Origin of the sequence: Hoeflea sp. TYP-13 (assembly GCF_040932035.1) — a bacterium.
Classification (GTDB): domain Bacteria; phylum Pseudomonadota; class Alphaproteobacteria; order Rhizobiales; family Rhizobiaceae; genus Hoeflea_A.
Genome location: NZ_JBFRBB010000004.1, coordinates 284,471 through 310,334 on the forward strand (window position 1 = coordinate 284,471; position 25,864 = coordinate 310,334).

Sequence of the window (25,864 nt, forward strand, 5' to 3'; positions counted from 1 at the left end):
TTTGAAGGATCAGGTGATTCTCACCATATCGCAATTGGCCCTCCAACAAACCGCATGCTGCGAAAACCCTAACTGCAAATTGTGGGGCCGCGATGCGGTTTTTTGCAACAACCACTTGCTTTTCGCCCGCCAATTGACGATATGAAGCGCGGGAGGTTGGTGGTGGACGCGCCACTCGCCAACCGGGTCAGGTCCGGAAGGAAGCAGCCCTAACGAGCCACGGCACGGGTCACCGTGCCAGCCTCCCACCTTTCATTGCCGTTTATTGGTGGAAGGCAGCGGTGCCGCCGGCCCCACTATTGACTGACCGGTGCCCGTAGGGCGACACTCCGCGAGGCAATCAACCATGACAAGCTCTAGATGAACGACGGCACCAAATCACAAGACAGCGGTTATCGTGTTCTGGCACGCAAATACCGGCCCGGCGATTTCAACGATCTGATCGGCCAGGAGCCGATGGTGCGAACCCTCACCAATGCCTTTGAAACCGGCAGGATTGCGCAGGCCTATATGCTGACCGGTGTGCGCGGTGTCGGCAAGACGACAACGGCCCGCATATTGGCGCGCGCCCTCAACTACCGCACGGACACAATCGACAAGCCGGTCATCGACCTTTCGGAGCCCGGAGAACATTGCGAAGCGATCATGCAGGGCAACCATGTCGATGTGATCGAGATGGACGCCGCCTCGCACACGGGCATTGACGATATTCGCGAGATCATCGAGCAGGTGCGTTACCGGCCGGTGACCGCGCGCTACAAGGTCTACATCATCGACGAGGTTCACATGCTGTCGACACAGGCTTTCAACGGCCTGTTGAAGACGCTGGAGGAGCCTCCGGCACACGTCAAGTTCATCTTTGCGACGACGGAAATCCGCAAGGTTCCCGTCACCGTCCTGTCGCGCTGTCAGCGTTTCGATCTGCGTCGCATCGAGGCGGGCGCTCTGATCGCGCATTTCCGCTCCATTGCCGAAAAGGAAGGCGTGACGATCGACGACGAATCGCTGGCAATGATCGCGCGCGCCGCCGAAGGTTCGGCCCGTGACGGCTTGTCGCTGATGGACCAGGCGATTGCCCATGGCGGCGGCAATGTCGAGGCGGAAGCCGTGCGCAACATGCTCGGGCTTGCCGACCGCAGTCAGGTGGTCGAGCTGTTCGACCATGTCGCAAAAGGCGATGTGGCGGCTGCACTCGCAACATTCCGCCAGCAATATGACGCCGGCGCCAACCCTTCCGTTGTGCTGACCGATCTTGCCGATTTCACCCATCTGGTCACCCGTCTTAAATTCGTGCCCGACGCGGCGAACGATCCGGCGCTCAGCGAAGCCGAACGCACGCGCGGAGCGGAATTTGCGGGCGAACTCTCCGTGCCGGTGTTGTCGCGGCTGTGGCAGATGCTGCTCAAGGGCATTCCGGAGACGGAACAGTCGAACCGGCCCGTCAGCGCCTGCGAGATGGTGCTGATCCGCTTGACTCACGCTGCGAACCTGCCGTCGCCGGGAGACGCGGCAAAGCAGGTCTCCAGGCTCGCATCGCAGGCACCTGCCGAACCGCAGGCCGGCCCGTCGAACGGCGGCGGGCGTCAGCCGGCCATGCAGGATGCACCGCCGCCCGATACGGGACCGGGCATGGCAGATGACCGCCAGGCCGTCATGCAATCGGGGTCGGGGCCCGTTACCATGCTGCGCCCGGTCGAAGTAAACGCCAATATTACGGCGCCGGAGCGCAGGCCGGACGAAACCGAAAGGCCTTCCGTCGTCATCGCCAATCTGGCCGATCTGGCAGACCTTGCCGGCCAGCACCGCGACATCAAGCTCAAGGCGCTGATCCGCAAATATCTGCGGCCGGTCAAGATCGAATCCGGCCGTCTGGAAATCGGTCTGCACGACGATGCGCCCAAATCGCTGGTCGGAGAGCTTGATGGCAAGCTCAAACAGTGGACCGGCATGCGCTGGATCATTGCGATCAGCCGCGAGCGCGGCGGCAAGACCATCGAGGAGATGGAAAACGAGCAACGCGCCGAACTGGTCAGCGACGCCAGTCAGGATCCCGATGTTGCCGCAATTCTCAATCAGTTTCCCGGTGCCCGCATCAGGGATGTGCGCATTCGCAACGACGAAATGGATATACCGGTTGAAAGCCAGAGCGAAGATGGCGATATCCTGCCGGACGACTCCGAACTTTAAGAACTTACGAACAACCGGCAGTCAGATGGCTGCCACACAGAATAAGGAGACGCGAAATGCGTGATCTCATGGGCATGATGGGCAAGGTCAAGGAAATGCAGGAGAAAATGGCCTCCATGCAGGAGGAGGTCGAGAAGCTTGAGCTTGAAGGCACGTCCGGCGGCGGCATGGTTACCGTGCGGCTGAACGGCAAGGGCATCATGCTTGGCCTTTCCGTCGATCCGTCGCTGATCAATTCGGATGAGGTGGAAATCCTCGAAGACCTCATCGTTGCGGCCCACAATGACGCCAAAGGCAAGGTAGAAGCCGCTGTTCAGGAAAAAACCCAGGAACTCACCGCCGGTCTTCCCATTCCTCCGGGCATGAAACTGCCGTTCTGACGCCGTAGTTTTTCGTTAGGCACTCCCGGCGGATTGCCAATGGTACAGAATTGAACAAATATGGAGCCTTGTTCATCCCTCCCGGTTCCGGGAAAATCCGACAAGGTTCCCATGCCCTTTGCTCCATCGCATCCGATCCGCAGCACTGCCGATATCAGGCGGCTTGAAGAAACGCCGCTTGAAGACGCCTTCGCGGTCAACAGCACCTATGAAATATTTGCCGAATCCGCTCGTGCCTTCGGCAACAAGACGGCGCTGACCTTCCTGCGCACCGGAGATCCCGGAGACGCACCGCTGCGCCTGAGCTATCGGGAGCTGTTCGAGGGCATCACCCGCGCGGCCAATCTTTTCCACGAACTCGGTGTCGAAAAGGGCGATGCCGTTGCCGCCTTGCTTCCCGGCTGTCTTGAATATCATCTTGTCCTGTGGGGCGCGGAGGCAGCCGGTATCGTCCAGCCGCTCAATCCGCTGCTGACGCTCGACAAGCTGGACGATCTGATTGTGACCGCCGGGGCAAAAATCCTTGTCGCCTACGGCGCAAAGGATGATGCGGATTATTGGGATAAGGCGATGGCGTTGCGCGAGCGCGTGCCGGGTCTCAAGGTGATAAGGGTCGCGCCCCACGATGAAGACCACCCACCCGCCCATGACGGCGACGGCGATTTCCAGACCTTGCTTGAAGGACAGCCGGCGGACCGGCTGGTCAGCGGCCGCGACATCGGGCCGGGCGACATTGCTGCCTATTTTCATACCGGCGGCACCACCGGCGCGCCGAAGCTTGCCATGCACACCCACGCCAACCAGGTCTTCACCGCCTGGGCCAGCGTCCAGCTTCAGGGCATGACGCCCGACGATGTCAGCATCAACGGTTATCCGCTGTTTCACGTGGCCGGTGTCCTGCCGGCCTCGCTGACGGCTTTGTCGGCCGGCGTCGAGATCGTCATCCCGACAACGACGCTGCTGCGCAATCCGCAGGTGCGGGAAAATTACTGGCGCATAGCCGAAAAATACCGCGCGACGTCCCTGTCGGCGGTGCCTACGGTTCTGGCCGCGCTTGCAAATGTGCCGACGGAAGGCATCGACATCTCCTCGATCCGTTACTGCCGCACCGGTGCGGCCATATTGCCGCCGGAGCTTGCCGAACGGTTCGAAAAACAGTTCGGGCTGCATGTGCATGAAAGCCTCGGCATGACTGAAATGGCCGGCATCAGCTCGATCCGCCCGCCCGGCGTGCGCGGCCCCGCCGGATGCGTCGGCTTTCCGATCCCCTATTCCAAAACGCGCATCGTTGCGCTCGATGAAAATGGAGGGCCGACGGACCGCGACCTGCCGCCCGGCGAACACGGCATGATCCTTTTCAAGGCGCCGAACGTGTTTCCGGGCTTTCTCGACGAAAGGGACACGGCAAAAGCATTTACTGAAGACGGCTGGCTGGCGACCGGTGATGTCGGCTGGATGGACGACGATGGCCGGCTGAATCTGACCGGCAGGTCGAAGGATCTCATCATCCGCAGCGGCCACAACATCGACCCCAAGGTGATTGAGGACGCGCTCGGTTCCCACCCGTCAGTGCAGCTTTGCGCCGCGGTCGGCGCGCCGGATGCCTATGCCGGCGAGTTGCCCGTCGCCTTTGCGGTGTTGATGCCGTGCGCGGATAATCCGGGAGAAACAACCTTGCTGGACTGGACATGCGACCGGGTTGACGAGCCGCCCGCAAAGCCGAAATCCGTCAGCATCATCAAGGCAATGCCGATGACAAATGTCGGCAAGATCTTCAAGCCGGAACTGCGCCGCATGGCGGCAGAAAACACGGTGCGGGATGTGCTTGCAGCAACGGGTTTGGCCGCAGAGGCCGCTGTCGAAGCGGTTCAGGCAGCGGACGGGAAACTCACAGTCATCGTCAAACTGCCGGCGAATACCGACGCGCCCGCGCGTGAGGCGATCGGGGTGCGGCTTGAGCCGTTGCCACTGGAAATCAGCTTGGACTAACCATCTCGTCGGCGAGGCCGGTGATGGAATCGGTGATGACATCCCAATCGCTGTCCGCCTCGAAATCGACGCTTTGGTCGATGCCGTATTCATAGGGCCGGTTGATATAGGCGGTGCGCATTCCGTGCGACCGGGCGGCGGCCAGGTCGTCATTATGCGCGGCGACCATCATCACCTCGCCGGGTTCGAGATCGAGTATCTCGATTGCTCCGAGATAGACAGCGGCGTCTGGTTTATAGGCCTTGAATGTGCTTGAGGACAGGACAAAGTCCCAGGGAATGCCCGCCCGCTTAGCCATTGTCGATAGAAGCACGAGACTGCCGTTGGAAAGTGGTGAAATGAGATAATCGCGCTTCAGGCGCAAAAGGCCGGGCAGACTGTCCGGCCACGGATCGAGCCTGTGCCAGAAAAGGTTTAAATCGGCCTTTTCGACTTCGCTGAAGACACCGTCCAGACCGAAGTCAACCAGAATGGTTTCGAGTCGCTCGCGGTGAATGTCGTCCACCGACATCCATGGCCGCTCGCCGGAGCGCACCTTCGCCATACCGGGCACGTAACCGGCGCGCCAGGCGCGGGCAAAGGCATCCCAGTCGATGCCTTCGATATTTTTGTCCAAAGCCAGCTCTTCACCCATTCTGGCGATTGAGCCCCGCCAGTCGACGATCGTGCCGAAGGTGTCGAACAGGACCGCCTTCACATTGCCGACCATGTCATTGCCCCTCCTGCCGATCCGGAAGGGCGTTTATAGCATATCAGGCGAGCGCAGCCTTTAGTTCCCGGCGGCGGCGGTGCAGGATCGGCTCGGTATAGCCGCTCGGCTGTACGCGGCCCTCCAGCACAAGTTCGAGCGCCGCCTGGAATTCGATGGAATTGTCGAAATTGCCGGCCATGTTGCGATAGGCCGGGTCACCCTCGTTCTGGCCGTCCACCACGGTTGCCATGCGTTTCATGGTCTCAATGATCTGATCCTCGGCAACGATGCCGTTATGCATCCAGTTGGCCATATGCTGGGCCGAAATGCGCAATGTCGCGCGGTCCTCCATGAGGCCGACATTGTTGATGTCCGGAACCTTCGAACAGCCGACGCCCTGTCCGACCCAGCGCACAACATAGCCAAGAATGCCTTGCGCGTTGTTATCGAGTTCGCGCTGAATGTCTTCCGGCGTCCAGTTGGGGCGCTCGGCAACCGGCACCGATAGAATATCATTCAGCTTGGCGCGTGCCCGGGATTTCAGGTTTACCTGCACCTCTGCGACATTGATCTTGTGGTAGTGCGTTGCGTGTAGCGTCGCGGCGGTCGGTGAGGGGACCCATGCGGTGTTCGCGCCGGCCTTCGGATGACCGATCTTCTGCTCCAGCATCGCCGCCATCAGGTCCGGCATCGCCCACATGCCCTTGCCGATCTGGGCGTGGCCAGAAAGGCCGCATTCAAGGCCGATATCGACATTCCAGTCTTCATAGGCAGTGATCCACGGTGCCTGCTTCATGTCGGCCTTGCGGATCATCGGACCGGCTTCCATCGAGGTGTGGATCTCGTCGCCGGTGCGGTCGAGGAACCCGGTATTGATGAACACAACCCGCTCGCTGGCGGCGCGGATGCACTCCTTCAGATTGACGGTTGTGCGGCGCTCCTCGTCCATGATGCCCATTTTCATCGTGTTGCGGGCCATGCCGAGGATCTTCTCGACGCGGGCAAAGGTCTCGGACGCAAAGGCGACTTCCTCGGGCCCGTGCATCTTCGGTTTCACCACATACATTGAACCTTCGCGTGAATTGTTGCGGCGGCCTTCGGGGCCAATGTCATGAAGGGCGATAAGACCGGTGATCATGGCGTCCAGCAGCCCTTCAGGCGCCTCATTGCCATCGCGGTCGAGAACCGCCGGATTGGTCATCAGGTGACCGACATTGCGCACCAGCATCAGGGCACGGCCGGGCAGGGTGATCGTTTCACCGGCGGGGTTCTTGTATTCGCGGTCGCTGTTGAGACGACGGGTGAATGAGCCCCGGCCCTTGGCGACTTCTTCGGTAAGATCCCCCTTCATCAGCCCGAGCCAGTTGCGGTAGACGATGATTTTGTCTTCGGCATCGACGGCGGCAACGGAATCTTCGCAGTCGACGATCGTTGTCAGTGCGGACTCCATGATGACATCGGAAATTCCCGCCGCATCGTCGCGGCCGACTGCGCTTTCCGGGTAGACGACGATTTCGAGATGCATGCCGTTCTTCTTTAGAAGGACAGCATGCGGTGCGGATGTATCGCCATTGTATCCGGCAAACTGTGCCGGATTTTTGAGCCCGCGCTTGCCGCCATCGATCAGTGTGATGACTAGTTCGCCATTGTCGACCGAAAGGGAGCGCACATCTTCCCACGCGCCATCGATGGGTGCCGATTCGTTGAGGAAATTGCGTGCCCAGGCGATGACCTTGCCGCCGCGCACCGCGTTGTAGCTGCTGCCTTTTTCGGCGCCGTCTTCTTCGGAAATGGCGTCGGTGCCGTAAAGTGCGTCATAGAGCGAACCCCAGCGCGCATTGGCGGCGTTGAGGGCGTAACGCGCATTCATGACCGGCACGACAAGCTGCGGCCCGGCAACTGCGGCGATTTCCGGATCGACATTGTCGGTGGTGATGCTGAAGGCATCGCCTTCGGGCTGCAGATAGCCGATTTCGCGCAGAAAGCCCTTATAGGCTTCAAGGTCGGACGGCGCACCGTTTTCGCGGTACCAGGCGTCGATTTTTTCCTGCATTGCTTCACGGGTGGCGAGCAGTTCGCGGTTGCGCGGTGACAGGTCGTGAATGAGATCCGAAAACCCCTTGAAAAAGGCGTCGGCTTCGACACCGGTGCCGGGAAGGGCTTCTTCTATGAGAAATTTGTGCAGATCCTGATCGATCTTCAGACCATATGCGTCGACCGCAGCCATATTGCGCTCCTTGGAATGCCTCGGCGAAAAATATGGCATTTCCTTCCCACAAGGTGGGATTTGCTGTCAATTTATCAAAGATGAGAAAGATTTTTTCCAATTTGGAAAAGATGCGGCGATCCAAGAGCATATTTACGGTGAGCGTGGATAGCAGATTTCCAATTCCGTTTTTTGAACGGACCATTCATATTTGGCCGCAACACAGATGATTCGCAGATCAGGACGATTTCATGGATTCGCTGCTTGGATTGTTTCAGACCGAATTGTTTCTCAAATTCGCCGCCGCACTGATCGCCCTGATCAATCCGCTCTACGGCATTCCGATTTTCCTTGGCATGACCAGGGGATATTCGCAGGCCGAGCGCCGGCGCACGGCCAACATCATCGCCATCACGGTTTTTGTCTCGGCAACGATCGCCGTGGTCATCGGTGAGGAAATTCTCAATTTCTTTGGCATCGGCGTGCCGGCGTTCCAGATAGGCGGCGGAATCATTGTACTGCTGATCGGCCTGTCGATGCTGCAGGACGATTCAAGCGCGGGCGATGCAAAGGCGCAGGACGAAGGGCATCAAAAGGGCAGTGATATTGCCGTCGTGCCGCTCTCCATTCCCTTGACGATCGGACCGGGTTCCTTTGCCACCATCATCCTTTTTGCCCATTTGCTCAGCGATGGCGGCGAATTGGTCACAATGGTCCCCGTGATCTTTCTGATCAGCTTGCTCGTCTGGCTCGGCCTTGTATTTGCGGACCCGATTTCGCGGGTGCTCGGAAACACAACAATCAGCGTCGTCACACGCATCATGGCCATCATCCTGGTTGCGGTTGCCGTGGAGATGGTCCTGAACGGAGCGGTGGACGCCTATAAGCACCATTTCGTAGATGCCGCAAAGGCCGCATCCGGCAACTAGAATTGCGGCCGGTCCCACTTGACGACGCCCCGTAATTTGCCGGGCAATTATCGGGAAGCGGCGTGCAAATTGTTCTCCTAGATCTGTCTCCACAGACAAAGGAGAACGATCAATGGATAGTCTGAACGGAAAAACGGCCATCGTCACGGGTGCGAGCTCGGGGATTGGCCGGGAATCAGCGCGCCTTTTTGCCGAGGAAGGGGCGAATGTTGTCATCGGTGCAAGGCGGGAGGCGGAGCTGGAAGGGCTGGTCGCCGAAATATCCGCCGGCGGCGGGCGGGCCGTCGCCCTGGCGGGCGATGTCCGCGACGAAGCCTATGCAAAGGCGCTTGTGGATCTGGCAACGGGCAAATATGGCGGTCTCGACATAGCCTTCAACAATGCCGGCACCCTTGGCGCCATGGGGCCTGTCAACGAAATCACGCTCGAAGGCTGGCGCGAAACGCTTGATACCAACCTGACAAGCGCATTCCTTGGCGCCAAATACCAGGTGCCGGCAATGATTGAGCGCGGCGGCGGCTCACTGATCTTCACCTCGACCTTTGTCGGTCATTCGGTCGGGTTTCCGGGTATGACGGCCTATGCGGCAAGCAAGTCGGGAATGATCGGGCTCATGCAGGTGCTGGCAGCCGAATTCGGCTCCTACGGGATTCGCGCCAATGCGGTGCTTCCAGGCGGTACCGATACGCCGATGGGCGCTGTCGTCGCCAATACGCCGGAGACAAAAGCTTATGTCGAAGGCTTGCATGCGCTCAAGCGCACCGCCAGCCCGCTTGAGATCGCGCAGTCGGTGCTTCACCTCGCCTCGGACGCTTCGAGCTTCATGACCGGGGCCGCTGTCTCCGTTGATGGCGGCGTCTCGATCAACCGGACCTGATTAGAGAGGCTCTCTGCAATGAACCCGGTCACGCATCACTCACGCGGGCGTGACCGGGCCGATGTGGAATCCCGGCCCGATTTGCGCTAATTATCGGGCATGAGGGGAGTAATTGTTGTTCTTTTAGTATGCGCACTGTCCGTGGTTCAGTTAGCCGCGGTAACCGGACCTGCCGAGGCTGCGGCGGACGGATATCCGGCGCAGGCGCAAAGTTACGAACCCGGTAAAACACCCGTCATGACGGGGCTGCGCGACACCTGCTGTACGAAAACAATGCTCCAGCGCCTGGCAAGGAAGGCGCCCTGCAAGGCTGACTGCACCTATCTGCCGGTCCTTTCCGATATTCAGTTTGCCGCGCCCCGGTCCGTACAAACCATGGCTGAACCGCTAATGGCAGCCTCGCCGGGAAATCACAGATTACTGCGACCGCCAATCATCTGACGCCGTCAACCGGGGATGCGATCCACGCGCCCCGCTCGTCAAACGTCAATGAAACGGGAACAGATCCATGATCAGCAGACGCAACCTATTGCTTGCACCGGTCGCCATAGCGGTGGCCTACAAAACCGATGCGGCCATTGCGCACCACACTGCAAAATACAAGAACTTCAAGGTCGCTCCGCGTTATCGGCCGCAATCGGTTCGATTTTCCGGCTATGAAGCCGGCACCATCGTCGTCGATCCACGCAACCACTTCCTTTATCTGGTCCAATCGCGCACCAGGGCCCGCCGCTACGGCGTCGGCGTCGGCAAGGCGGGACTGGCTTTCCGCGGCGTTGCCTCCGTCGAGCGAAAGGCTAAATGGCCGAGCTGGCGCCCGACGGACAATATGATCCGCCGCGAACCGAATAAATACGCCCGTTACGCAAACGGTGTTCCGGGCGGCCTCAATAATCCGCTCGGCGCGCGGGCGCTTTATCTCTACCGTGGCGGCCGCGATACCTACTATCGCATACACGGCACGACCCGGCCCGATACGATCGGCCGCTCCGTGTCCAATGGCTGCATCCGCATGGTCAATGATCACGTCATTGATCTTTACGAGCGGGTGCCCCTGGGAACAAAAGTCGTTGTGCTTTGAATTGCGAACCGGTGGGTCGCTTGCGGCTCACCGTTTTTATTGGCCGGAATCCCGCACAACGCGCGGCCGTCCGTCTGCCGTTGCCGTCACGCGCGCTTCGACGAGCGTGCGGATGCCCTCAATTTCCGGCGCCTTTACTGTCTCTCGAACGGTGAGCACTGGCTCGTCCGCACCGTCGTCAACGGCCTCGCGCATCGCTGCTTCCCGTGCGATATCGCGTGCGCGCTCCATCGCCTCGTCTTCCGACAGGAAACGTTCGCTGATCGCCGCGCCGTTGACGGCAAATACATCCTCTTGCGGGCACGTCACGAATACCGTAACGGAAGCACGCACATGCCCGACGACCGCGCCGATGGCATTGGCAACATCAGCGTCCTCAGGAATGGCGCTGTCCGAAGCAAGCATTTCCGCAATCGCCGGATAGTAGTTGCCCGCCGACGCGCCGAGGCCAATCAGCGGCCGGTCCAGGGTCAGCGAGAATTTGACGATGCCGTGCACGCGCTCAAGCGCACGGTGCACGGAGTGCGATTTTTTGGCATCGATCAGCGTTTCGCCTTCTTCGGCAAGGCAAGCTGCAAGGATGACCTCGCATGATTGCCGCGTCAGCCGGTCGACGGTCATCTCGGCAATCGCATCGGCGCTTTCCGCGATCGGGTTGCCCGCACCGTTCTTGCGGCGGGCAAGCAGTTGTGCGCCAAGCTGTGCGGCCTCGGCATTCCAGTTGCCCTGTCGGCCGAGAACATGCATGGCATCCGACGGGGTGAAACCTGCTACATGGACCAGACCGCGCGCAACCAGCCTGTCGAGTGTTGCCCGCTCTGGTGTTGCGGTCAGCAGCCTGTCGAGCGGCACGATCTTGTCGGTAAGCCGGCTGAAGAGGTCCTTTTCTTTTTGTTGAAGACCGGCCGCAAATCGTGCCGGCACGCCGGTGAGACACGCAAATCGCCCGTCCAGCCGGCCGAGATGCACGGCGTCGAGCTGGCGCTTCAGCGCCTCGATGACCGGCTCAGGATCGATATGAGCGGCCAGGCTGAGCGGCATCAGCCTGCGGGGCCCCAGCTCCAGTTTTGTCTCAAGGCCGGTATCGCCGATGTGAACTTCCGAATCTCCGCCGAGGCCATAGGTATGCATGGCGACGGCCTGTACCATGGTGCGAAAGCCGCCAACCACCGCGCCGTCAGGATCGAGTCTTGGTAATCCGTCTTCCAAAATGGCGACATCGGTGGTCGTGCCGCCGATATCCGACACCACGCCGTCGCTCATGCCGGTCAGATATTGCGCGCCGACAAGGCTCGCGGCGGGTCCCGACAGGATCGTCTCTATGGGACGGGTCCGGGCGACATCGGATGCAATCAGCGCACCGTCGCCCCGCACGACCATCAGCGGCGCGTCGATGCCGCGTTCGTTAAGGTGGCCTTCCGTTGCGTCGATCAGCCGGTCGATCATGGCAACGAGCCGCGCATTGAGTAATGTCGTCAGTGCCCTCCGCGGCCCGCCGAGCCTTGTCGAAAGTTCGTGGCTGCATGTGACCGGCAGCCCCGTCCTGTCGCGGAGATAATCGCGTACCGCGATTTCGTGAGCCGGATTGCGCACGGCGAAATAGCCGGCAACCGCAAAGGCTGCGACGTCTTCTTTGAGCGCCTCGATGGCAGCCTCCAGCGGCGCCGTGTCGAGCGGAGTTTCCTTGCCGTGCACATTGTGCCCGCCGGGCACGAAGATCACGGGATCGCCGCCAAGGGCTTCGGACAGCCCGTCGCGTTTCAGATCCTCGGGCGCAAAACCGATCATGATCAGCGCGGTACGCCCGCCCTGGCCTTCGACGAGCGCATTGGTGGCAAGTGTCGTTGACAATGATACGAGGCCGATCGATTGCGCGCTTGCACCGCGCTGATCAAGCACGCTTGAAACCGCCCCGCCAATGCCGATGGCAAGATCGTGTCTTGTCGTCAGCGCCTTTGCCTTGGCGACAACGCCGTCTTCATGGCTGAACAAGACAGCGTCCGTATAGGTTCCGCCCGTATCGATGCCCAGAAACATATCATCATCCAAAGACTAGAAGGCCGATGAGCCCGGCAGTTCCGACCACGATGCGCCACCAGGCAAACAGCGTAAAGCCGTGCCTTGATACAAAATTGAGCAGGGTGCGTACCACAAACACGCCAGCGACAAAGGCTGCCACAAAACCGACAGCGATGATCGAAACGTCGTCGGCTGACAGCTTATCGTAGTTCTTGTAGAGATCGTAGGTAAATGCACCGGCCATTGTCGGCATCGCCAGAAAGAATGAAAACTCCGCCGCAGAGCGCTTGTCGGCGCCCAGTAAAAGCGCGCCGGCAATCGTTGCGCCGGAGCGCGAGGTGCCGGGGATCATTGCAAGGCATTGAATAACGCCGATCTTGAATGCAAGTGACGGCGGGAAATCCATCACATTGGTATAGCGCGGCGGTCGCTTGAGCCGATCGACGGCAAACAGGATGAAACCGCCGAGGATCAGGACGATGCAGATCAGCATGGGCGTTTCGAAAAGCACCGTCTTGATGAAACCGTGCGCGAGAACCCCGATGACGGCAGCGGGCAGAAAGGCAAGGATGATGGAAAAGACGAAGCGCCGGGAGCGTGCGTCGCTTGGCAGCGAAACCGCCAGCTCCCACAGCCTTGAAAAATAGACAGACAGGATGGCAAGGATCGCGCCGAGTTGGATCAGAACCTCGAACGTGTTGCCGGGTGACTTGAAGCCGAGAAAATGCCCGGCAAGAAGCAGGTGCCCGGTCGACGATACCGGCAAAAACTCCGTCAGGCCCTCCAGCAGTCCAAGCAACAGCGCGCCGATGATCGTCTGTTCAGCCATCAAAGTAACCCATTTGTTTCGAAATTGCCGCGCTTGTCTTGTTTCGTGCGAAATCCTATAGCTGAATCACCGGGGTTTTCCAGAAAATTCCGGCAATTCCGCAACGAAGAACAAGACCCGCAACGAATGCCGACCCTTTATCATCACCCGATGTCCGCTGCGTCCCGCTTTATCCGGCTGGTGCTAAGCGAATACGATATGGAAGCCGATCTGATCGAGGAGCGGACATGGGAGCAGCGGCGCGACTTTCTGGCACTCAATCCGGCGGCGACGCTTCCCGTATATGTCGATGATTCGCTCCATGCCATCTGCGGAGCCGGGGTCGTCGCCGAATTCATCGATGAGAATTTCGGCGTCTTCAAACGCGATATGCGGCTTTTGCCGGACGAATCACTGCAACGCGCAGAAGTACGCAGGCTCGTCGACTGGTTCCTGATCAAGATGGAGCAGGACGTCACGCGGTATCTGGTGCGCGAAAGGGTCTTCAAGCTGCTCATGCCTAAGGAAAATGGCGGTGGGGCGCCTGATTCCAAGGCTTTGCGCACGGCAAGGGCAAACATCCGCCAGCATATGCGGTATCTCGACTGGCTTGCCGCCAATCGCAACTGGCTTGCCGGCGAGAAACTGACCTATGCCGACTTTGCCGCCGCCGGTGCACTGTCGACGCTCGATTATCTCGGCGAGATCAAATGGGGCGAAACGGCGCATGCCAAGGACTGGTATCAGCGCATCAAGTCGCGGCCCTGCATGCGGCCGCTGCTTGGCGACCGCGTCAGCAGGATTTCCCCCGTTTCGCACTATGCGGATCTGGACTTTTGAGCGATGTCTGCACCCCGCCAATCCCTGTCCAAAGCGGAAAGGCTGAAAGCCTTTCTGGTCGAGGAGGCGCGGTCAGCCGGCTTTGATGTCGCCCGGGTTGTCAGCCCCGAGGCAATCGCCGGCAAAGCCCCTGCAGCGCTCGATGCTTACCTGAAGCACGGCCGCCACGGCACCATGCAATGGCTGCAGGAGACCAAAGACCGGCGCAGTGATCCGCGCACGCTGTGGCCCGAAGTCGGCTCCATACTGATGCTCGGCATGAACTACGGGCCTGAGCACAATCCGCTTGATGTGCTTGCTCAAAAGGACCGCGCTGCGATTTCCGTTTATGCCCAGAACCGCGACTACCATGATCTGATCAAGGGCAGGCTGAAAGGCATTGCCGGACGGTTCGCGGCGCGCTCCGGCGGCGACGTGAAGGTCTTCGTCGATACTGCGCCGGTGATGGAAAAGCCGCTGGCAGAGCAGGCTGGCATTGGCTGGCAGGGCAAGCACAGCAATCTCGTCAGCCGCGAGTTCGGCTCCTGGCTGTTCCTTGGCTCGATCTTCACTACCGAGAAACTGCCGGCGGACAGGCCGGGGACGGATAGCTGCGGTTCCTGCCGCGCCTGTCTCGACATCTGCCCGACAAATGCCTTTCCCGCGCCCTACCAGCTCGATGCGCGGCGCTGCATTTCCTATCTCACCATAGAGCACAAGGGCCCGATCCCGGTGGAATTCAGGCCGGCAATGGGCAACCGCATCTATGGCTGTGACGATTGCCTTGCCGTTTGCCCCTGGAACAAGTTCGCCAGTGATGCACGTGAAGCCAAGCTCAGGGCGCGCGACGACCTGAAAGCCCCGGCGCTTGCCGATCTCGTCAAGCTCGACGATGCCGCATTCCGGGCGATGTTCTCAGGCTCGCCGATCAAACGCACGGGCCGCAACCGGTTCCTGCGCAACGTGCTGATCGCCTGCGGCAATTCCGCGGATCCGGCACTGATCGATCCCTGCCGCAACTGTCTGTCCGATGACAGCGCGGAAGTTCGCGGTGCGGCAGTGTGGGCGTTGTCGCGGCTGCTTGGCCATGAAGATTTCCTGCGTTTGAAGGACAATGCGACAGAAGAGCCGGATGACACGGTCCGGCATGAATGGCATATGGCTGTCGGAAAGCAATAAAGGATCGCGCCCATGCGTTTGTTTGTCTTTGGAGCCGGCTATTCGGGAAAGGCCATCGCACGGGAGGTGGTGAAGAACGCCACATGGGCGGGCGGAACAGGCCGCTCGCAAGAGGGACTTCAGGCAATGGAGGCATCGGGCCTGATACCGTTCCTGTTCGATGGCGAATCCCTGTCCGAAGAGGTCAAAAGCGCACTTGTCGACGTTACCCATCTCGTTCAGTCCATTGCGCCCGGTGAAGATGGCGATTCCATCCTGAAGCTTGCCGGATCCGATTTGCGGACATTGATGCCGAACCTCGAATGGGCCTGCTATCTGTCCACCGTTGGCGTTTATGGCGATCATCAGGGGGAATGGGTCAATGAGGCATCCGAATGCTGTCCCGTCTCCAAACGCTCCGTGTGGCGGGCAAAAGCCGAAGCGCAATGGCTGGCCGCTTCGAAGAAAGGCGGCATTCCTGTCGCGGTCCTGCGGCTTTCAGGAATTTACGGGCCGGGCCGCAATCCGTTCGTAAAGATCGAAAACGGCACCGCGCGCCGCCTGGTTAAACCCGGCCAGGTGTTCAATCGCATCCATGTCGACGATATCGCCGGCGCTGCCGCGCATCTGATGGCAAAGGAAGCCGGAGGGTTGTGGAACGTGACCGACGACCTGCCGGCCCCGCCGCAGGATGTGGTGCTTTACGCCTGCGAACTGATGGGCGTTGCCCCGCCGCCGGAAATCGACTTCGAGACCGCCGATCTGACGCCCATGGCCCGATCCTTCTATGGCGAAAACAAGCGGGTCTCCAACGCCAGGCTCAAGGCAAGCGGATATGAATTGCGCTATCCCGACTACAAATGCGCTCTGTCCGCCATGTGGAAAGATGGCAACTGGAGCGGCTGAAAGCGGCCTTGGCCGGTTTGGCACTTTGTGCGAACATCCCGAATTGGCGTGAAGCCGGGGATCAAGGTTTGGGAGATTTGCAATGAAGGGCAGGCTGAATCATTTGCTCACCGTTTCCGGTGCTTTGCTGGTGCTGACGGCATCGGCCGCTATTGGATACGCCGCGGAAAAGAACGTCCTGTTTCGCGTCGACGGTCAGACTGTGGTGGGCACGTTGGAGACCCCGGACCAGGCTGAGAAGCCGGCGCCGGTCGTCCTCATGCTGCATGGATTTACCGGCTCGCGCGACGAACTCCCGGTCAAGGATACGGAGGAGGGCGTCTTTTCACGCACGGCAAGGCAACTGGCTGAAAACGGCTATGCAAGCCTGCGGATCGATTTCCGTGGTTCTGGCCAGAGCGGCGGCAAGTGGGAGGACACGACCTTTAGCGGCCAGATCAAGGATGCCATTGCGGCGATCGACTGGCTGAAGACCAGCCCGGATGTCGACGGGGACAATATTTCGGTCCTCGGCTGGAGCCAGGGCGGCCTTGTTGCAACCCACGCAGTCGCCGAAAGGCCGGAGGTCAAGTCAACGATCCTGTGGGCGCCCGCCACCAATCCGCTTGCAACATTTACGGCGTTGTTCGGCAGCGAAACCGTCATGAATGCGATTGCCGGCGCACCGGAGACGCCCCATACGGTCAAGCTGCCCTGGGGAGTGGATACCACGCTGAAAGGCGCTTTCTATCAGGAATTGCCCACGACAAGCCCCGCAGCCGCGCTGTCGCGATATCCAGGGCCTGTGATGGTCATTGTCGGTTCAAAGGACACACTGGTTACGCCACAACCGGCAGCCGGGCAGGTCCTGCTCAACTACCACGACGGCAAGGAGAGCCTGGTCGTTTTCGACACGGACCACGTCTGGGATGCCTTTTCAGGCCCCGATACGCTCGACAACAAGATGATCCCGACAACGCTTAAATGGCTCGAGGAGAACCGGTGATCTAAACCGGCGCACCGCCCAAATGGGCCAGCAGCTCCGTGACATTGCTGACATTGAACTTCTTCAAAAGCCGCGAACGGTAATACTCCACCGTGCGCGGCGAAATGCCGATATGGCGGGCGATTTCCTTGCTGGTCTTGCCGCCCATCAGGTGGGTGACGATCTGCCGCTCGCGTGCCGACAGCGCGATATAGGGCCTGTGGTCTGAAATATCCGCATAGCTCAGGATCGTCTTGGAGAGCGGGTCGTCCGGCGTCAGGCTGTGGGCGCGGAACCGGCACCAGAAGAGACTTCCGTCCTTGCGCGGCATGATGCGCTCGTCGGTATAGCGGCCGCCGCCCTTCAGGGTCTGCAGGCCGACATCGCGGATCTGCTCGAAATCGTCATTTGACGCATAGAGAACCCGGAAAGATTGGCCGATCAGCTCGTCCTTTTCATAGCCGAATATCTCCGCAAAAGTCCGGTTGCAGGCCCTGATGACGCGGTTTTCCGTCAGCACTAGCCCGATGGGCGCGTGTTCGAAAGCCAGATCACATAGCGAATGATAATCGATGTCGTCTTGTTTCGGGTCAGATGCCAATTCGTAGTCCTACGGTATTGCGACAACCGGGGTCTCCCGGAAATACTTGTTTCTTGTACTGAAATTCAACAGGTTTGCGTAGAGGTTTCGTGCAGACCCTTTCTTGGTTAGATGGAAACATTTGATGGCGGAAAATCGGTTCACTCGGCTAGGCGCGTCGCGCAGCGCGATGTGGTGCATCGGGCAAGCGGCGCAACAACGCCGATGGGCCGATTGTCCGCCACCCTTGAAAGGATGTGCATGTTGAAACACAACGCTGAATGGGCCGGGCGATTTTGCCCGCTGACTTCGTTGGCTTCCGCTTGTGGTGGATCAACACCACGGCGCGCAACCCGCCTAGTCAGCGACCAAAATTGCTTCGGTCAAATGATCCCATCTAGCCAAGAAAGGGTCTAAATGGAAGCGGTTGAGCTGGGGCAAACGTCCTTCCCGGAGCTGATCGAAGCGCGCCGCGATGAATTGATCGCGCTGACGCAGGACCTCATTCGCATTCCGACTCTCAATCCGCCAGGCGAGGCGTATCTCGAAATCTGCGAATATCTGGCCGCGCGGCTGCGGGCACGCAAATTCGATATCGAAATGGTCAGGGCTTTCGGCACACCCGGCGACAGCGACAAATATCCGCGCTGGAATGTCGTTGCCCGCCGCGAAGGCCGGGCACCGGGCGCCTGCGTCCACTTCAACTCCCATATCGATGTCGTTGAGGTCGGCCATGGCTGGACAACCGACCCGTTTGGCGGCGAACTGATAGACGGCAAAATTTATGGCCGCGGCTCCTGCGACATGAAGGGCGGGCTTGCCGCCTCGATCATTGCCGCGGAAGCTTTCATTGACGCGTTCCCGGATTTCAACGGCGCAATTGAAATCTCCGGCACGGCGGATGAGGAAACCGGCGGATACGGTGGTGTTGCCTATCTCGCCGAGAAGGGTTTCTTTGACCCCGAGCGCGTTCAGCACGTCATTATCCCGGAGCCGCTCAACAAAGACCGGGTGTGTCTCGGCCATCGCGGGGTGTGGTGGGCGGAAATCGAGACCCACGGGCATATCGCTCACGGTTCGATGCCGTTTCTGGGCGATTGCGCTGTGCGCCACATGGGTGCTGTCCTGCAGGAGTTCGAAACCAGCCTTTATCCGTCACTTGCAAAAAAACACACGGCCATGCCGGTGGTGCCCGAAGGTGCGCGGCAGTCGACCATGAACATCAATTCCATGCACGGGGGACAGGCGGAGCCGGAGCCCGGCTTCACCGGCTTTCCGTCGGCGTGCGTGCCTGATTCCTGCCGTATGGTGCTCGACCGGCGTTACATCATCGAAGAAAACCCGGATGATGTGCGCCAGGAAATCATCGATGTTCTGGAAAAAGTGAGCGCCGAACGCGAGAGCTTTAAATACGATATCAAGGAACTGTGGCACGTCAGCCCGACCATGACGGACGAAGGTGCGCCGGTTGTCCAGTCGATATCGAAATCAATAGAGAAGGTGCTCGACAAGAGCCCCGAATATGTCGTTTCACCCGGAACCTATGATCAAAAGCATATCGATCGTATCGGCCGGCTGAAGGATTGTATCGCCTATGGCCCCGGCATTCTCGATCTGGCGCACCAGCCGGACGAATATGTCGGCGTCGACGATATGGTCGATTCGGCCAAGGTCATGGCGCTGTCGCTGAAGGATCTGCTCGGCGCTTGATATGCCGCAGTGCGAAAAGCTAAGGTCCGGTGAACAAATGAGAAGCGTAACAGGAGGAAGAAGAATGACATCTGTATTCAGGGCGCTGGCATTTGCGGGAGCCGTCGCGGTCTCGACCGCGCTCACGCCGGCCGCATTTGCCGCCAAAACCGACATCACCGTCGGCGCGCAGCTTGAGCCGCCAAATCTCGATCCGACATCGGGTGCGGCAGGAGCGATCGATACGGTCACATATTCCAACATCTTCGAAGGCCTGACCCGCTTCGGTCCAGATGGCAGCATCAATCCGGGGCTTGCCGAATCCTGGTCCATTTCCGATGACGGCAAGGTTTACACGTTCAACCTGCGCAAGGGCGTGAAGTTCCATGACGGATCGGACATGGACGCCGAGGACGTCAAGTTCTCACTTGAGCGCATCGGCGCGGAAGGTTCGACAAACGCCCAGAAGGCACTTTATGCCGATATCGAGTCGGTTGAGGTTGTCGATCCGCATACAGTCAAGGTCACCTTGTCGAAGCCGAACGGCAACATGCTGTTCAACCTTGCCTGGGGCGATGCGGCGATCATGTCGCCGGAGACAGCCGCGAACAACGCCACCAACCCGGTCGGAACCGGCGCATTTGTGTTCAAGGACTGGGTCCAGGGCGACCGGGTCGAAATGGAGCGCAACCCGGATTACTGGGGTGAGCCGGCAAAGCTTGAAAAAGTCACCTTCAAGTTCATCTCCGACCCGAATGCCGCCTTTGCCGCCGTCATGGCGGGCGATGTGGACACCTTCATGCCGTTCCCGGCCCCGGAAAACCTTCCGCAGTTCGACGCCGACCCGCGTTTCCGCGTCATTGCCGGTTCAACCGAAGGCGAAACCATCCTGTCGACCAACAACAAGATGCCGCCGCTGGATAATCCCAAGGTACGCCAGGCGATTGCCCATGCCATCGACCGGCAGGCGATCATCGATGGTGCGATGTTTGGTTACGGAACGCCGATCGGCACACATTTTGCGCCGCATCACCCGTCCTATATGGATCTGACCGGCCAGTCGAACTACGATCCGGAAAAGGCCAAAGCGCTGCTTGCAGAGGCCGGCCACCCGGACGGCTTCAAGACAACGCTGAAACTGCCGCCGCCCTCCTATGCGCGCCGCGGCGGCGAAATCATCGCCTCGCAGCTACGCGATATCGGCATCGAAACCGAAATCAGCAATCTTGAATGGGCGCAGTGGCTCGAACAGGTCTTCAAGGGCAAGGATTACGGTCTGACCATCGTTTCGCACACCGAGCCGCTCGACATCGGCATCTATGCCCGGCCCGAATACTATTTCCAGTATGACAGCCCGGAATTCCAGAAGATCATGACCGATCTCAACAACTCCACAGATCCGGAAGAGCGCAACAAGCTGCTTCAGGCGGCCCAGCAGAAGATTGCCGACGACTATGTCAACGGCTACCTCTTCCAGCTCGCCAATACGGGAGTGGTCAACGCCAAGCTGAGAGGCGTTTGGGAAAATGCTCCGACCCAGGCCGCCGATATGACCGGCGTTTATTGGGAAGACTGATTCCCGGAAGATGATTACGGGAGCCGGTTTCCGGCTCCCGCTGCCTTTTTGAAGTGAACGAAGCGGTTCCATGCTCCCCTTTATGATCAAACGGCTGGTCTCCCTGACCCTAAGCCTTGTGGCCGCGAGCCTTGTGATCTTCTTCGTCATCGAAGTGGTGCCGGGCGATCCGGCTTCGTTCATGCTGGGGCTGAATGCAGAGCCCGAGACAGTCGCGGCACTGCGCGAGAGCCTTGGCCTCAATGCGTCTGCGCCGGTACGCTACTGGCAATGGATCACCGGTCTTTTGCAGGGCGAGTTCGGCATCAGCTACACATACAAGGTGCCTGTGAGCGAGCTGATTTCAGACCGTTTCTGGATTTCCATGCCGCTGGCGGTCTATGCGCTGATCCTGTCGACGGTAATCGCCTTTCCCGTCGGCGTCATTGCTGCCGCACGGCGCAATTCCCCAGCCGATGTTTCGATCATGGGCGTTACCCAGCTCGGTATTGCCGTTCCGAATTTCTGGTTCGCGATGCTGCTTGTGCTTTTCTTCGCGGTTTCGCTGCGCTGGTTTTCCGCCGGCGGATTTCCGGGATGGGAAGCCGGCTTTTTTGCCGGCATGAAAGCACTCACATTGCCCGCCATAGCGCTTGCCCTGCCGCAGGCTTCCATACTTGCGCGCGTCATGCGTTCATCGTTGCTCGACACGCTCGGCGAGGATTTTGTCCGCACCGCCCGCGCCAAGGGGCTGACCCGGCGTCAGGCGCTTTGGCGCCATGCGCTGCGCAATGCGCTGATACCGGTGCTGACCATCATCGGCCTGCAGTTTTCCTTCCTGCTCGCCGGTGCGATCATCATCGAGAACGTGTTCTTCCTGCCGGGCCTCGGGCGTCTGGTGTTCCAGGGCATCACCCAACGCGACCTCATCGTCGTCAAGAGCGTGATTTTCCTGCTGGTCTTTGCCGTCATCCTCGTCACATTCATCGTCGATATCACCTATGCGATCGCCGACCCGAGGTTGAGGAGGGCGCGGGCATGAGCGATCTGCGCGTCGAACCGTCCTTGCGCATGGGCATGGTCTTTGCCGCGCTGCGCTCGCCAAGCTTCATGATCGGCCTGGTGTTGACGCTCATTTTCATTGCGGCGGCGCTGATATCCTTCGTCTGGACGCCCTATGACGTTACCCAGCTCAACATCGCCGACAAGCTGAAGACGCCTTCCGCCGCGCACTGGTTCGGTACCGATGCCTTTGGCCGCGATATCTTTTCCATGGTCATGGTCGGTGCGCGCACTTCGATCGCCGTTGCGCTTGTCGCTGTGGGCATCGGCATAGTCGTCGGCGTGCCGCTCGGCCTGCTTGCCGCTGCCCGCCATGGCAGCCTGATCGACGAGATCATCATGCGCACCAACGATCTGGTCTTTGCGTTTCCGGCCCTCCTCATGGCGATCATGATCACCGCCGTCTTCGGCCCCAGCGCCGTCAACGCGATCACCGCCATCGGTATCTTCAATATTCCGGTTTTTGCGCGGCTTGCGCGCGGCGCGGCGCTGTCGCTCTGGCAACGTGATTATGTTCTGGCGGCCCGCGTCGCCGGCAAGGGCAAGACCCATATTTCGGCCGAGCACATCCTACCCAATATCACCAACTTGCTGATCGTGCAGGGAACCATCCAGTTTTCGCTTGGCATTCTGGCCGAAGCCGGCCTTGCCTATGTGGGCCTTGGCACGCAGCCGCCGCTGCCAAGCTGGGGGCGCATGCTTTCTGAAGCACAAACGATGATTTACATCGCACCCCACCTTGCGATCTTCCCGGGCCTTGCCATCGTCTTCACGGTTTTGGGTCTTAACCTGATGGGCGATGGTCTGCGCGATATTTTCGATCCGAAACTGAGGCGGGCCCGCTGATGGCATTGCTTGAAATCGAAAAGCTGACGCTGTCGATCAAGGGCACACCCATTCTTGCCGATGTCGATCTCAGGGTCGATTCCGGCGAGGTTGTCGGCGTTGTCGGTGAATCCGGCTCCGGCAAATCCATGACCGCAATGGCGCTGATGCAGCTGCTTCCCGTCGGCGCCGAATGGAGCGGTTCCATCCGGCTGGATGATAACGCACTCGAGACGTTCAGCGAAAAGGACATGTGCGCGCTTCGCGGCAACGATATCGGCATGGTGTTCCAGGAGCCGATGACGGCGCTCAATCCGGTGCAGACCATCGGCGATCAGGTGGCCGAGACGATCCTGGTGCATTCGGGGAAATCGCGCCGCGAGGCGAAACGCATCGCCCGCGAGGCGCTCAATCGGGTCGGCCTGCCGGAGGACCGGTTTCCGCTCGACCGTTATCCGCACGACCTGTCAGGCGGCCAGCGCCAGCGCGTGGTGATCGCAATGGCGATTGCGCTGAGGCCGAAACTGCTGATTGCCGACGAGCCGACGACGGCGCTGGACGTGACGACCCAGGCGCAGATCCTCAAGCTTTTGAGGCAGCTTGTCGATGAAGACGGCATGGGGCTGATCCTCATCACCCACGATCTGGCCGTCGTCGCCGACATGGCCGACCGCATCACCATCATGAAAGACGGTTCGGTTGTCGAAGCCGGCGAAACGCTCGACCTTTTCCGCCGCATGAAGCATCCCTACACCAGAGCCCTGTTCGAGGCATCGAACCATGTTCCGGTCCGCAACCCGGTGCACCTCGCCGAGCGCGGCAAGCCGGTCATCGAAGTTTCAGGTGTCGTGCGCGATTATCCGCTGCCGCGCCGATCGCTGTTCAAGGCACCCGGCCACTTCCGTGCGGTCGACAATGTCTCGCTCGCCATTCGGCGTGGTGAAAATGTCGGACTGGTCGGCGAAAGCGGCTGCGGGAAATCAACGCTGACAAGGGCCATATTGGCGCTCGATCCGGTGCAATCGGGCGAAATCAAACTGAACGGCGGTGTCTTTTCGACTAAGGGGGAGGGACCGGACCGCGAAATGCGCCGCCGCGTCCAGGTGGTGTTTCAGGACCCGTACAGCTCGTTCAATCCGCGCCACCGCGTGGATCGGCTGATTTCGGAGCCCTTCCACCTCCTCGACAATCCGCCCGGCCGCGAGGAAAGGCGCCAGCGCATCGATGCAGCCCTTACGAATGTTGGACTGAGCCCGTCGGATGCACATAAATACATCCACGAGTTTTCCGGCGGACAGCGCCAGCGCATCGCAATTGCCCGCGCGCTGATCATCGAACCGTCGCTGATCGTGCTCGACGAGGCCGTATCGGCGCTCGATGTTTCCATCCGGGCGCAGATCCTCGATCTGCTTGCCGACCTGTCGGACCGGCTCGCGATCTCCTATCTGTTTATCTCACACGATCTTTCGGTGGTGCGCGCCATCACCGACCGTGTCCTGGTGATGAAATCGGGGCAGGTGGTCGAAGAAGGCCTGACGGAGGACGTGTTCCGCGATCCGCAGCACGAATATACGCGCGAATTGCTGGCGGCGACGCCCATTCTCGATGAAGCGCTGAAGGCGCGCGAAGCTCGCGCCGGAGCAACTGACTGAGGAAACTAAAATGAGCCTGAATGACAGGCTGGGTTTCGACCCGGCAAAGGTATTCATCAATGGCGCCTGGGTCGCACCGGAAAGCGGTGAGACGCTGGCGCTCGAAAACCCGTCGACGGGTGAGGTCGTCGGCAATATCGCCCGCGGCGCGGAACGCGACATCGATAACGCCGTCAGTGCTGCACAGTCGGCGCTGGATGGGATCTGGGGCAGGAAAACCGCGCTCGAGCGCGGCCGCATTTTAACGCGTATCGGCGAGCTGGTCCTTGAGAATGTCGACCTGCTTGCGGAGCTTGAGGCCGCCGACGTCGGCAAGCCTTTAACCCAGGCCCGCAACGATGCCGTCGCGTTGGCGCGCTACATGGAGTTTTACGGTGGGGCGGCCGACAAGATCCACGGCGAGACCATCCCCTATCTCGACGGCTACACGGTCTACACGTTGCGCGAGCCGCATGGTGTAACCGGGCATATCGTGCCGTGGAATTATCCCATGCAGATTATCGGACGTTCGGTCGGCGCAGCCCTTGCCATGGGCAATGCCGCTGTATTGAAACCCGCCGAAGAGGCTTGCCTGACGGCGCTCACCTTCGCCCGCATCGCCCATGAGGCTGGGCTTCCTGAGGGTGCGCTCAATGTCGTCCCGGGGCTTGGCGAGGAGGCCGGCGCGGCGCTGACCGCGCATCCGGGCGTCAATCATATTTCCTTCACCGGGTCGGTGGGTGTCGGATCGCTGGTTCAGTCTTCGGCGGCGCGCAACGTTGTTCCGGTGACCTTGGAACTCGGCGGAAAATCGCCGCAGATCGTGTTCGACGATGCCGATATCGACAAGGCCCTGCCGTTCCTCGTCAATGCCGGTATCCAGAATGCCGGTCAGACCTGTTCTGCGTCCTCGCGCATTCTGGTCCAGAAGGCGGTCTACGAAGACGTTGTTGCCCGCATGGCCGAGCGCTACCGTGCTCTGCGTGTCGGCCCGGCTGCCGATGATCTTGAAGTCGGGCCGCTGATTTCGGCGCGGCAGAAGGAAATCGTCTCCGGCTTTCTCGATATGGCCGTATCGGATAATCTCGACATTGCCGCGCAGGGTGCCGTCGTCAAGGGCGCTCCCGAAAACGGCCACTATGTCGCGCCGGCACTGATCGCTGGCGTCAAGCCGGATCATGCGCTTGCCCAGGATGAGATATTCGGGCCCGTCCAGGTGGTGATTCCGTTTGATACGGAAGAAGAAGCGGTGTCGATCGCCAATGGCACGGACTACGGCCTTGTTGCAGGGGTCTGGACGCGCGACGGCGCACGCCAGATGCGTCTGGCCAGGGCCATTCGCACCGGCCAGGTTTTTATCAACAATTACGGCGCTGGCGGCGGTGTCGAACTGCCTTTCGGCGGCATCGGAAAATCCGGCCATGGCCGCGAAAAGGGCTTTGAGGCACTCTATGGCTTTTCAGTCCTGAAAACGGTCGCGGCCCATCACGGCTGACAATAGGAGGAAC

The 25,864-nt window shown here is 60.0% G+C and carries 21 protein-coding genes and 1 other RNA gene; 17 read left to right on the top strand and 5 right to left on the bottom strand.

The window, feature by feature from the left end; genetic code table 11:
- Positions 1-151 precede the first annotated feature (151 nt).
- The 4 genes from ffs to ABVT35_RS21640 all read left to right on the top strand — a co-directional run bounded on the left by ffs (position 152) and on the right by ABVT35_RS21640 (position 4,556).
- Positions 152-249, top strand: an RNA gene (gene ffs / locus ABVT35_RS21625) — signal recognition particle sRNA small type.
- 111 nt (positions 250-360) lie between these two features.
- Complete coding sequence (locus ABVT35_RS21630; RefSeq protein ID WP_368469250.1) at positions 361-2,187, top strand: DNA polymerase III subunit gamma/tau; 1,827 nt, start codon at positions 361-363, stop codon at positions 2,185-2,187.
- Between the two features lie 56 nt (positions 2,188-2,243).
- Complete coding sequence (locus ABVT35_RS21635; protein ID WP_368469252.1) at positions 2,244-2,567, top strand: YbaB/EbfC family nucleoid-associated protein; 324 nt, start codon at positions 2,244-2,246, stop codon at positions 2,565-2,567.
- A 111-nt stretch (positions 2,568-2,678) separates the two neighbouring features.
- Complete coding sequence (locus tag ABVT35_RS21640; RefSeq protein ID WP_368469254.1) at positions 2,679-4,556, top strand: acyl-CoA synthetase; 1,878 nt, start codon at positions 2,679-2,681, stop codon at positions 4,554-4,556.
- Here the strand turns inward: ABVT35_RS21640 and ABVT35_RS21645 are convergent.
- Both ABVT35_RS21645 and ABVT35_RS21650 read right to left on the bottom strand, forming a co-directional pair.
- Positions 4,543-5,265, bottom strand: a complete 723-nt coding sequence (locus ABVT35_RS21645; protein ID WP_368469255.1) for a haloacid dehalogenase type II — start codon at positions 5,263-5,265, stop codon at positions 4,543-4,545. The genes ABVT35_RS21640 and ABVT35_RS21645 overlap by 14 nt on opposite strands.
- A 43-nt stretch (positions 5,266-5,308) precedes the next feature.
- Complete coding sequence (locus ABVT35_RS21650; RefSeq protein ID WP_368469257.1) at positions 5,309-7,474, bottom strand: malate synthase G; 2,166 nt, start codon at positions 7,472-7,474, stop codon at positions 5,309-5,311.
- 230 nt (positions 7,475-7,704) lie between these two features.
- Here ABVT35_RS21650 and ABVT35_RS21655 point away from each other — a divergent pair, with 230 nt between their 5' ends.
- From ABVT35_RS21655 to ABVT35_RS21665, 3 genes are all read left to right on the top strand, one after another.
- The gene (locus ABVT35_RS21655; protein ID WP_368469258.1) at positions 7,705-8,382 is read left to right on the top strand and encodes a MarC family protein; all 678 of its coding nucleotides are present in this window, start codon (positions 7,705-7,707) and stop codon (positions 8,380-8,382) included.
- A gap of 112 nt (positions 8,383-8,494) precedes the next feature.
- On the top strand, positions 8,495-9,259 hold the full coding sequence (locus tag ABVT35_RS21660; RefSeq protein WP_368469260.1) for an SDR family oxidoreductase: 765 nt from the start codon (positions 8,495-8,497) through the stop codon (positions 9,257-9,259).
- A 508-nt stretch (positions 9,260-9,767) separates the two neighbouring features.
- Positions 9,768-10,340, top strand: a complete 573-nt coding sequence (locus ABVT35_RS21665) for a L,D-transpeptidase (RefSeq protein WP_368469262.1) — start codon at positions 9,768-9,770, stop codon at positions 10,338-10,340.
- 36 nt (positions 10,341-10,376) lie between these two features.
- On the opposite strand, the gene ABVT35_RS21670 is transcribed toward ABVT35_RS21665, so the two are convergent.
- A complete protein-coding gene (locus ABVT35_RS21670; protein ID WP_368469263.1) occupies positions 10,377-12,389 on the bottom strand; it encodes a hydantoinase/oxoprolinase N-terminal domain-containing protein in 2,013 nt (670 codons plus the stop codon).
- A complete protein-coding gene (locus ABVT35_RS21675) occupies positions 12,382-13,188 on the bottom strand; it encodes an undecaprenyl-diphosphate phosphatase (protein WP_368469265.1) in 807 nt (268 codons plus the stop codon). The genes ABVT35_RS21670 and ABVT35_RS21675 overlap by 8 nt, the downstream gene beginning before the upstream one ends.
- A gap of 126 nt (positions 13,189-13,314) precedes the next feature.
- Between ABVT35_RS21675 and ABVT35_RS21680 the strand changes: the two genes are divergently transcribed.
- From ABVT35_RS21680 to ABVT35_RS21695, 4 genes are all read left to right on the top strand, one after another.
- Entirely contained in the window at positions 13,315-14,007 is a 693-nt protein-coding gene (locus ABVT35_RS21680) for a glutathione S-transferase family protein (protein WP_368469267.1), read from the top strand.
- 3 nt (positions 14,008-14,010) lie between these two features.
- Positions 14,011-15,165, top strand: a complete 1,155-nt coding sequence (gene queG / locus ABVT35_RS21685) for a tRNA epoxyqueuosine(34) reductase QueG (protein ID WP_368469268.1) — start codon at positions 14,011-14,013, stop codon at positions 15,163-15,165.
- A 12-nt stretch (positions 15,166-15,177) separates the two neighbouring features.
- Positions 15,178-16,050 carry an SDR family oxidoreductase gene (locus tag ABVT35_RS21690; RefSeq protein WP_368469270.1) on the top strand — a complete coding sequence of 291 codons (873 nt, stop codon included), beginning with the start codon at positions 15,178-15,180 and terminating at the stop codon, positions 16,048-16,050.
- 82 nt (positions 16,051-16,132) lie between these two features.
- The gene (locus ABVT35_RS21695) at positions 16,133-17,035 is read left to right on the top strand and encodes an alpha/beta hydrolase (protein WP_368469272.1); all 903 of its coding nucleotides are present in this window, start codon (positions 16,133-16,135) and stop codon (positions 17,033-17,035) included.
- A 1-nt stretch (position 17,036) separates the two neighbouring features.
- Here the strand turns inward: ABVT35_RS21695 and ABVT35_RS21700 are convergent, their stop codons facing one another.
- On the bottom strand, positions 17,037-17,615 hold the full coding sequence (locus ABVT35_RS21700; RefSeq protein WP_368469274.1) for a LuxR C-terminal-related transcriptional regulator: 579 nt from the start codon (positions 17,613-17,615) through the stop codon (positions 17,037-17,039).
- Between the two features lie 396 nt (positions 17,616-18,011).
- On the opposite strand from ABVT35_RS21700, the gene ABVT35_RS21705 reads away from it, so the two are divergent.
- The 6 genes from ABVT35_RS21705 to ABVT35_RS21730 all read left to right on the top strand — a co-directional run bounded on the left by ABVT35_RS21705 (position 18,012) and on the right by ABVT35_RS21730 (position 25,851).
- Positions 18,012-19,304 carry an acetylornithine deacetylase/succinyl-diaminopimelate desuccinylase family protein gene (locus ABVT35_RS21705; protein WP_368469275.1) on the top strand — a complete coding sequence of 431 codons (1,293 nt, stop codon included), beginning with the start codon at positions 18,012-18,014 and terminating at the stop codon, positions 19,302-19,304.
- Between the two features lie 64 nt (positions 19,305-19,368).
- Positions 19,369-20,859, top strand: coding sequence for an ABC transporter substrate-binding protein (locus ABVT35_RS21710; protein WP_368469276.1), 1,491 nt, complete (start codon positions 19,369-19,371; stop codon positions 20,857-20,859).
- A 70-nt stretch (positions 20,860-20,929) separates the two neighbouring features.
- The gene (locus ABVT35_RS21715; RefSeq protein WP_368469277.1) at positions 20,930-21,880 is read left to right on the top strand and encodes an ABC transporter permease; all 951 of its coding nucleotides are present in this window, start codon (positions 20,930-20,932) and stop codon (positions 21,878-21,880) included.
- Positions 21,877-22,746, top strand: a complete 870-nt coding sequence (locus ABVT35_RS21720) for an ABC transporter permease (protein WP_368469279.1) — start codon at positions 21,877-21,879, stop codon at positions 22,744-22,746. Before ABVT35_RS21715 ends, ABVT35_RS21720 begins: the two co-directional genes overlap by 4 nt.
- Positions 22,746-24,377 carry an ABC transporter ATP-binding protein gene (locus ABVT35_RS21725; RefSeq protein WP_368469281.1) on the top strand — a complete coding sequence of 544 codons (1,632 nt, stop codon included), beginning with the start codon at positions 22,746-22,748 and terminating at the stop codon, positions 24,375-24,377. The genes ABVT35_RS21720 and ABVT35_RS21725 overlap by 1 nt, the downstream gene beginning before the upstream one ends.
- 10 nt (positions 24,378-24,387) lie before the next feature.
- Positions 24,388-25,851: an aldehyde dehydrogenase family protein gene (locus tag ABVT35_RS21730; RefSeq protein ID WP_368469283.1), complete on the top strand. Its 1,464-nt coding sequence runs from the start codon at positions 24,388-24,390 to the stop codon at positions 25,849-25,851.
- The last annotated feature ends 13 nt before the right edge of the window (positions 25,852-25,864 follow it).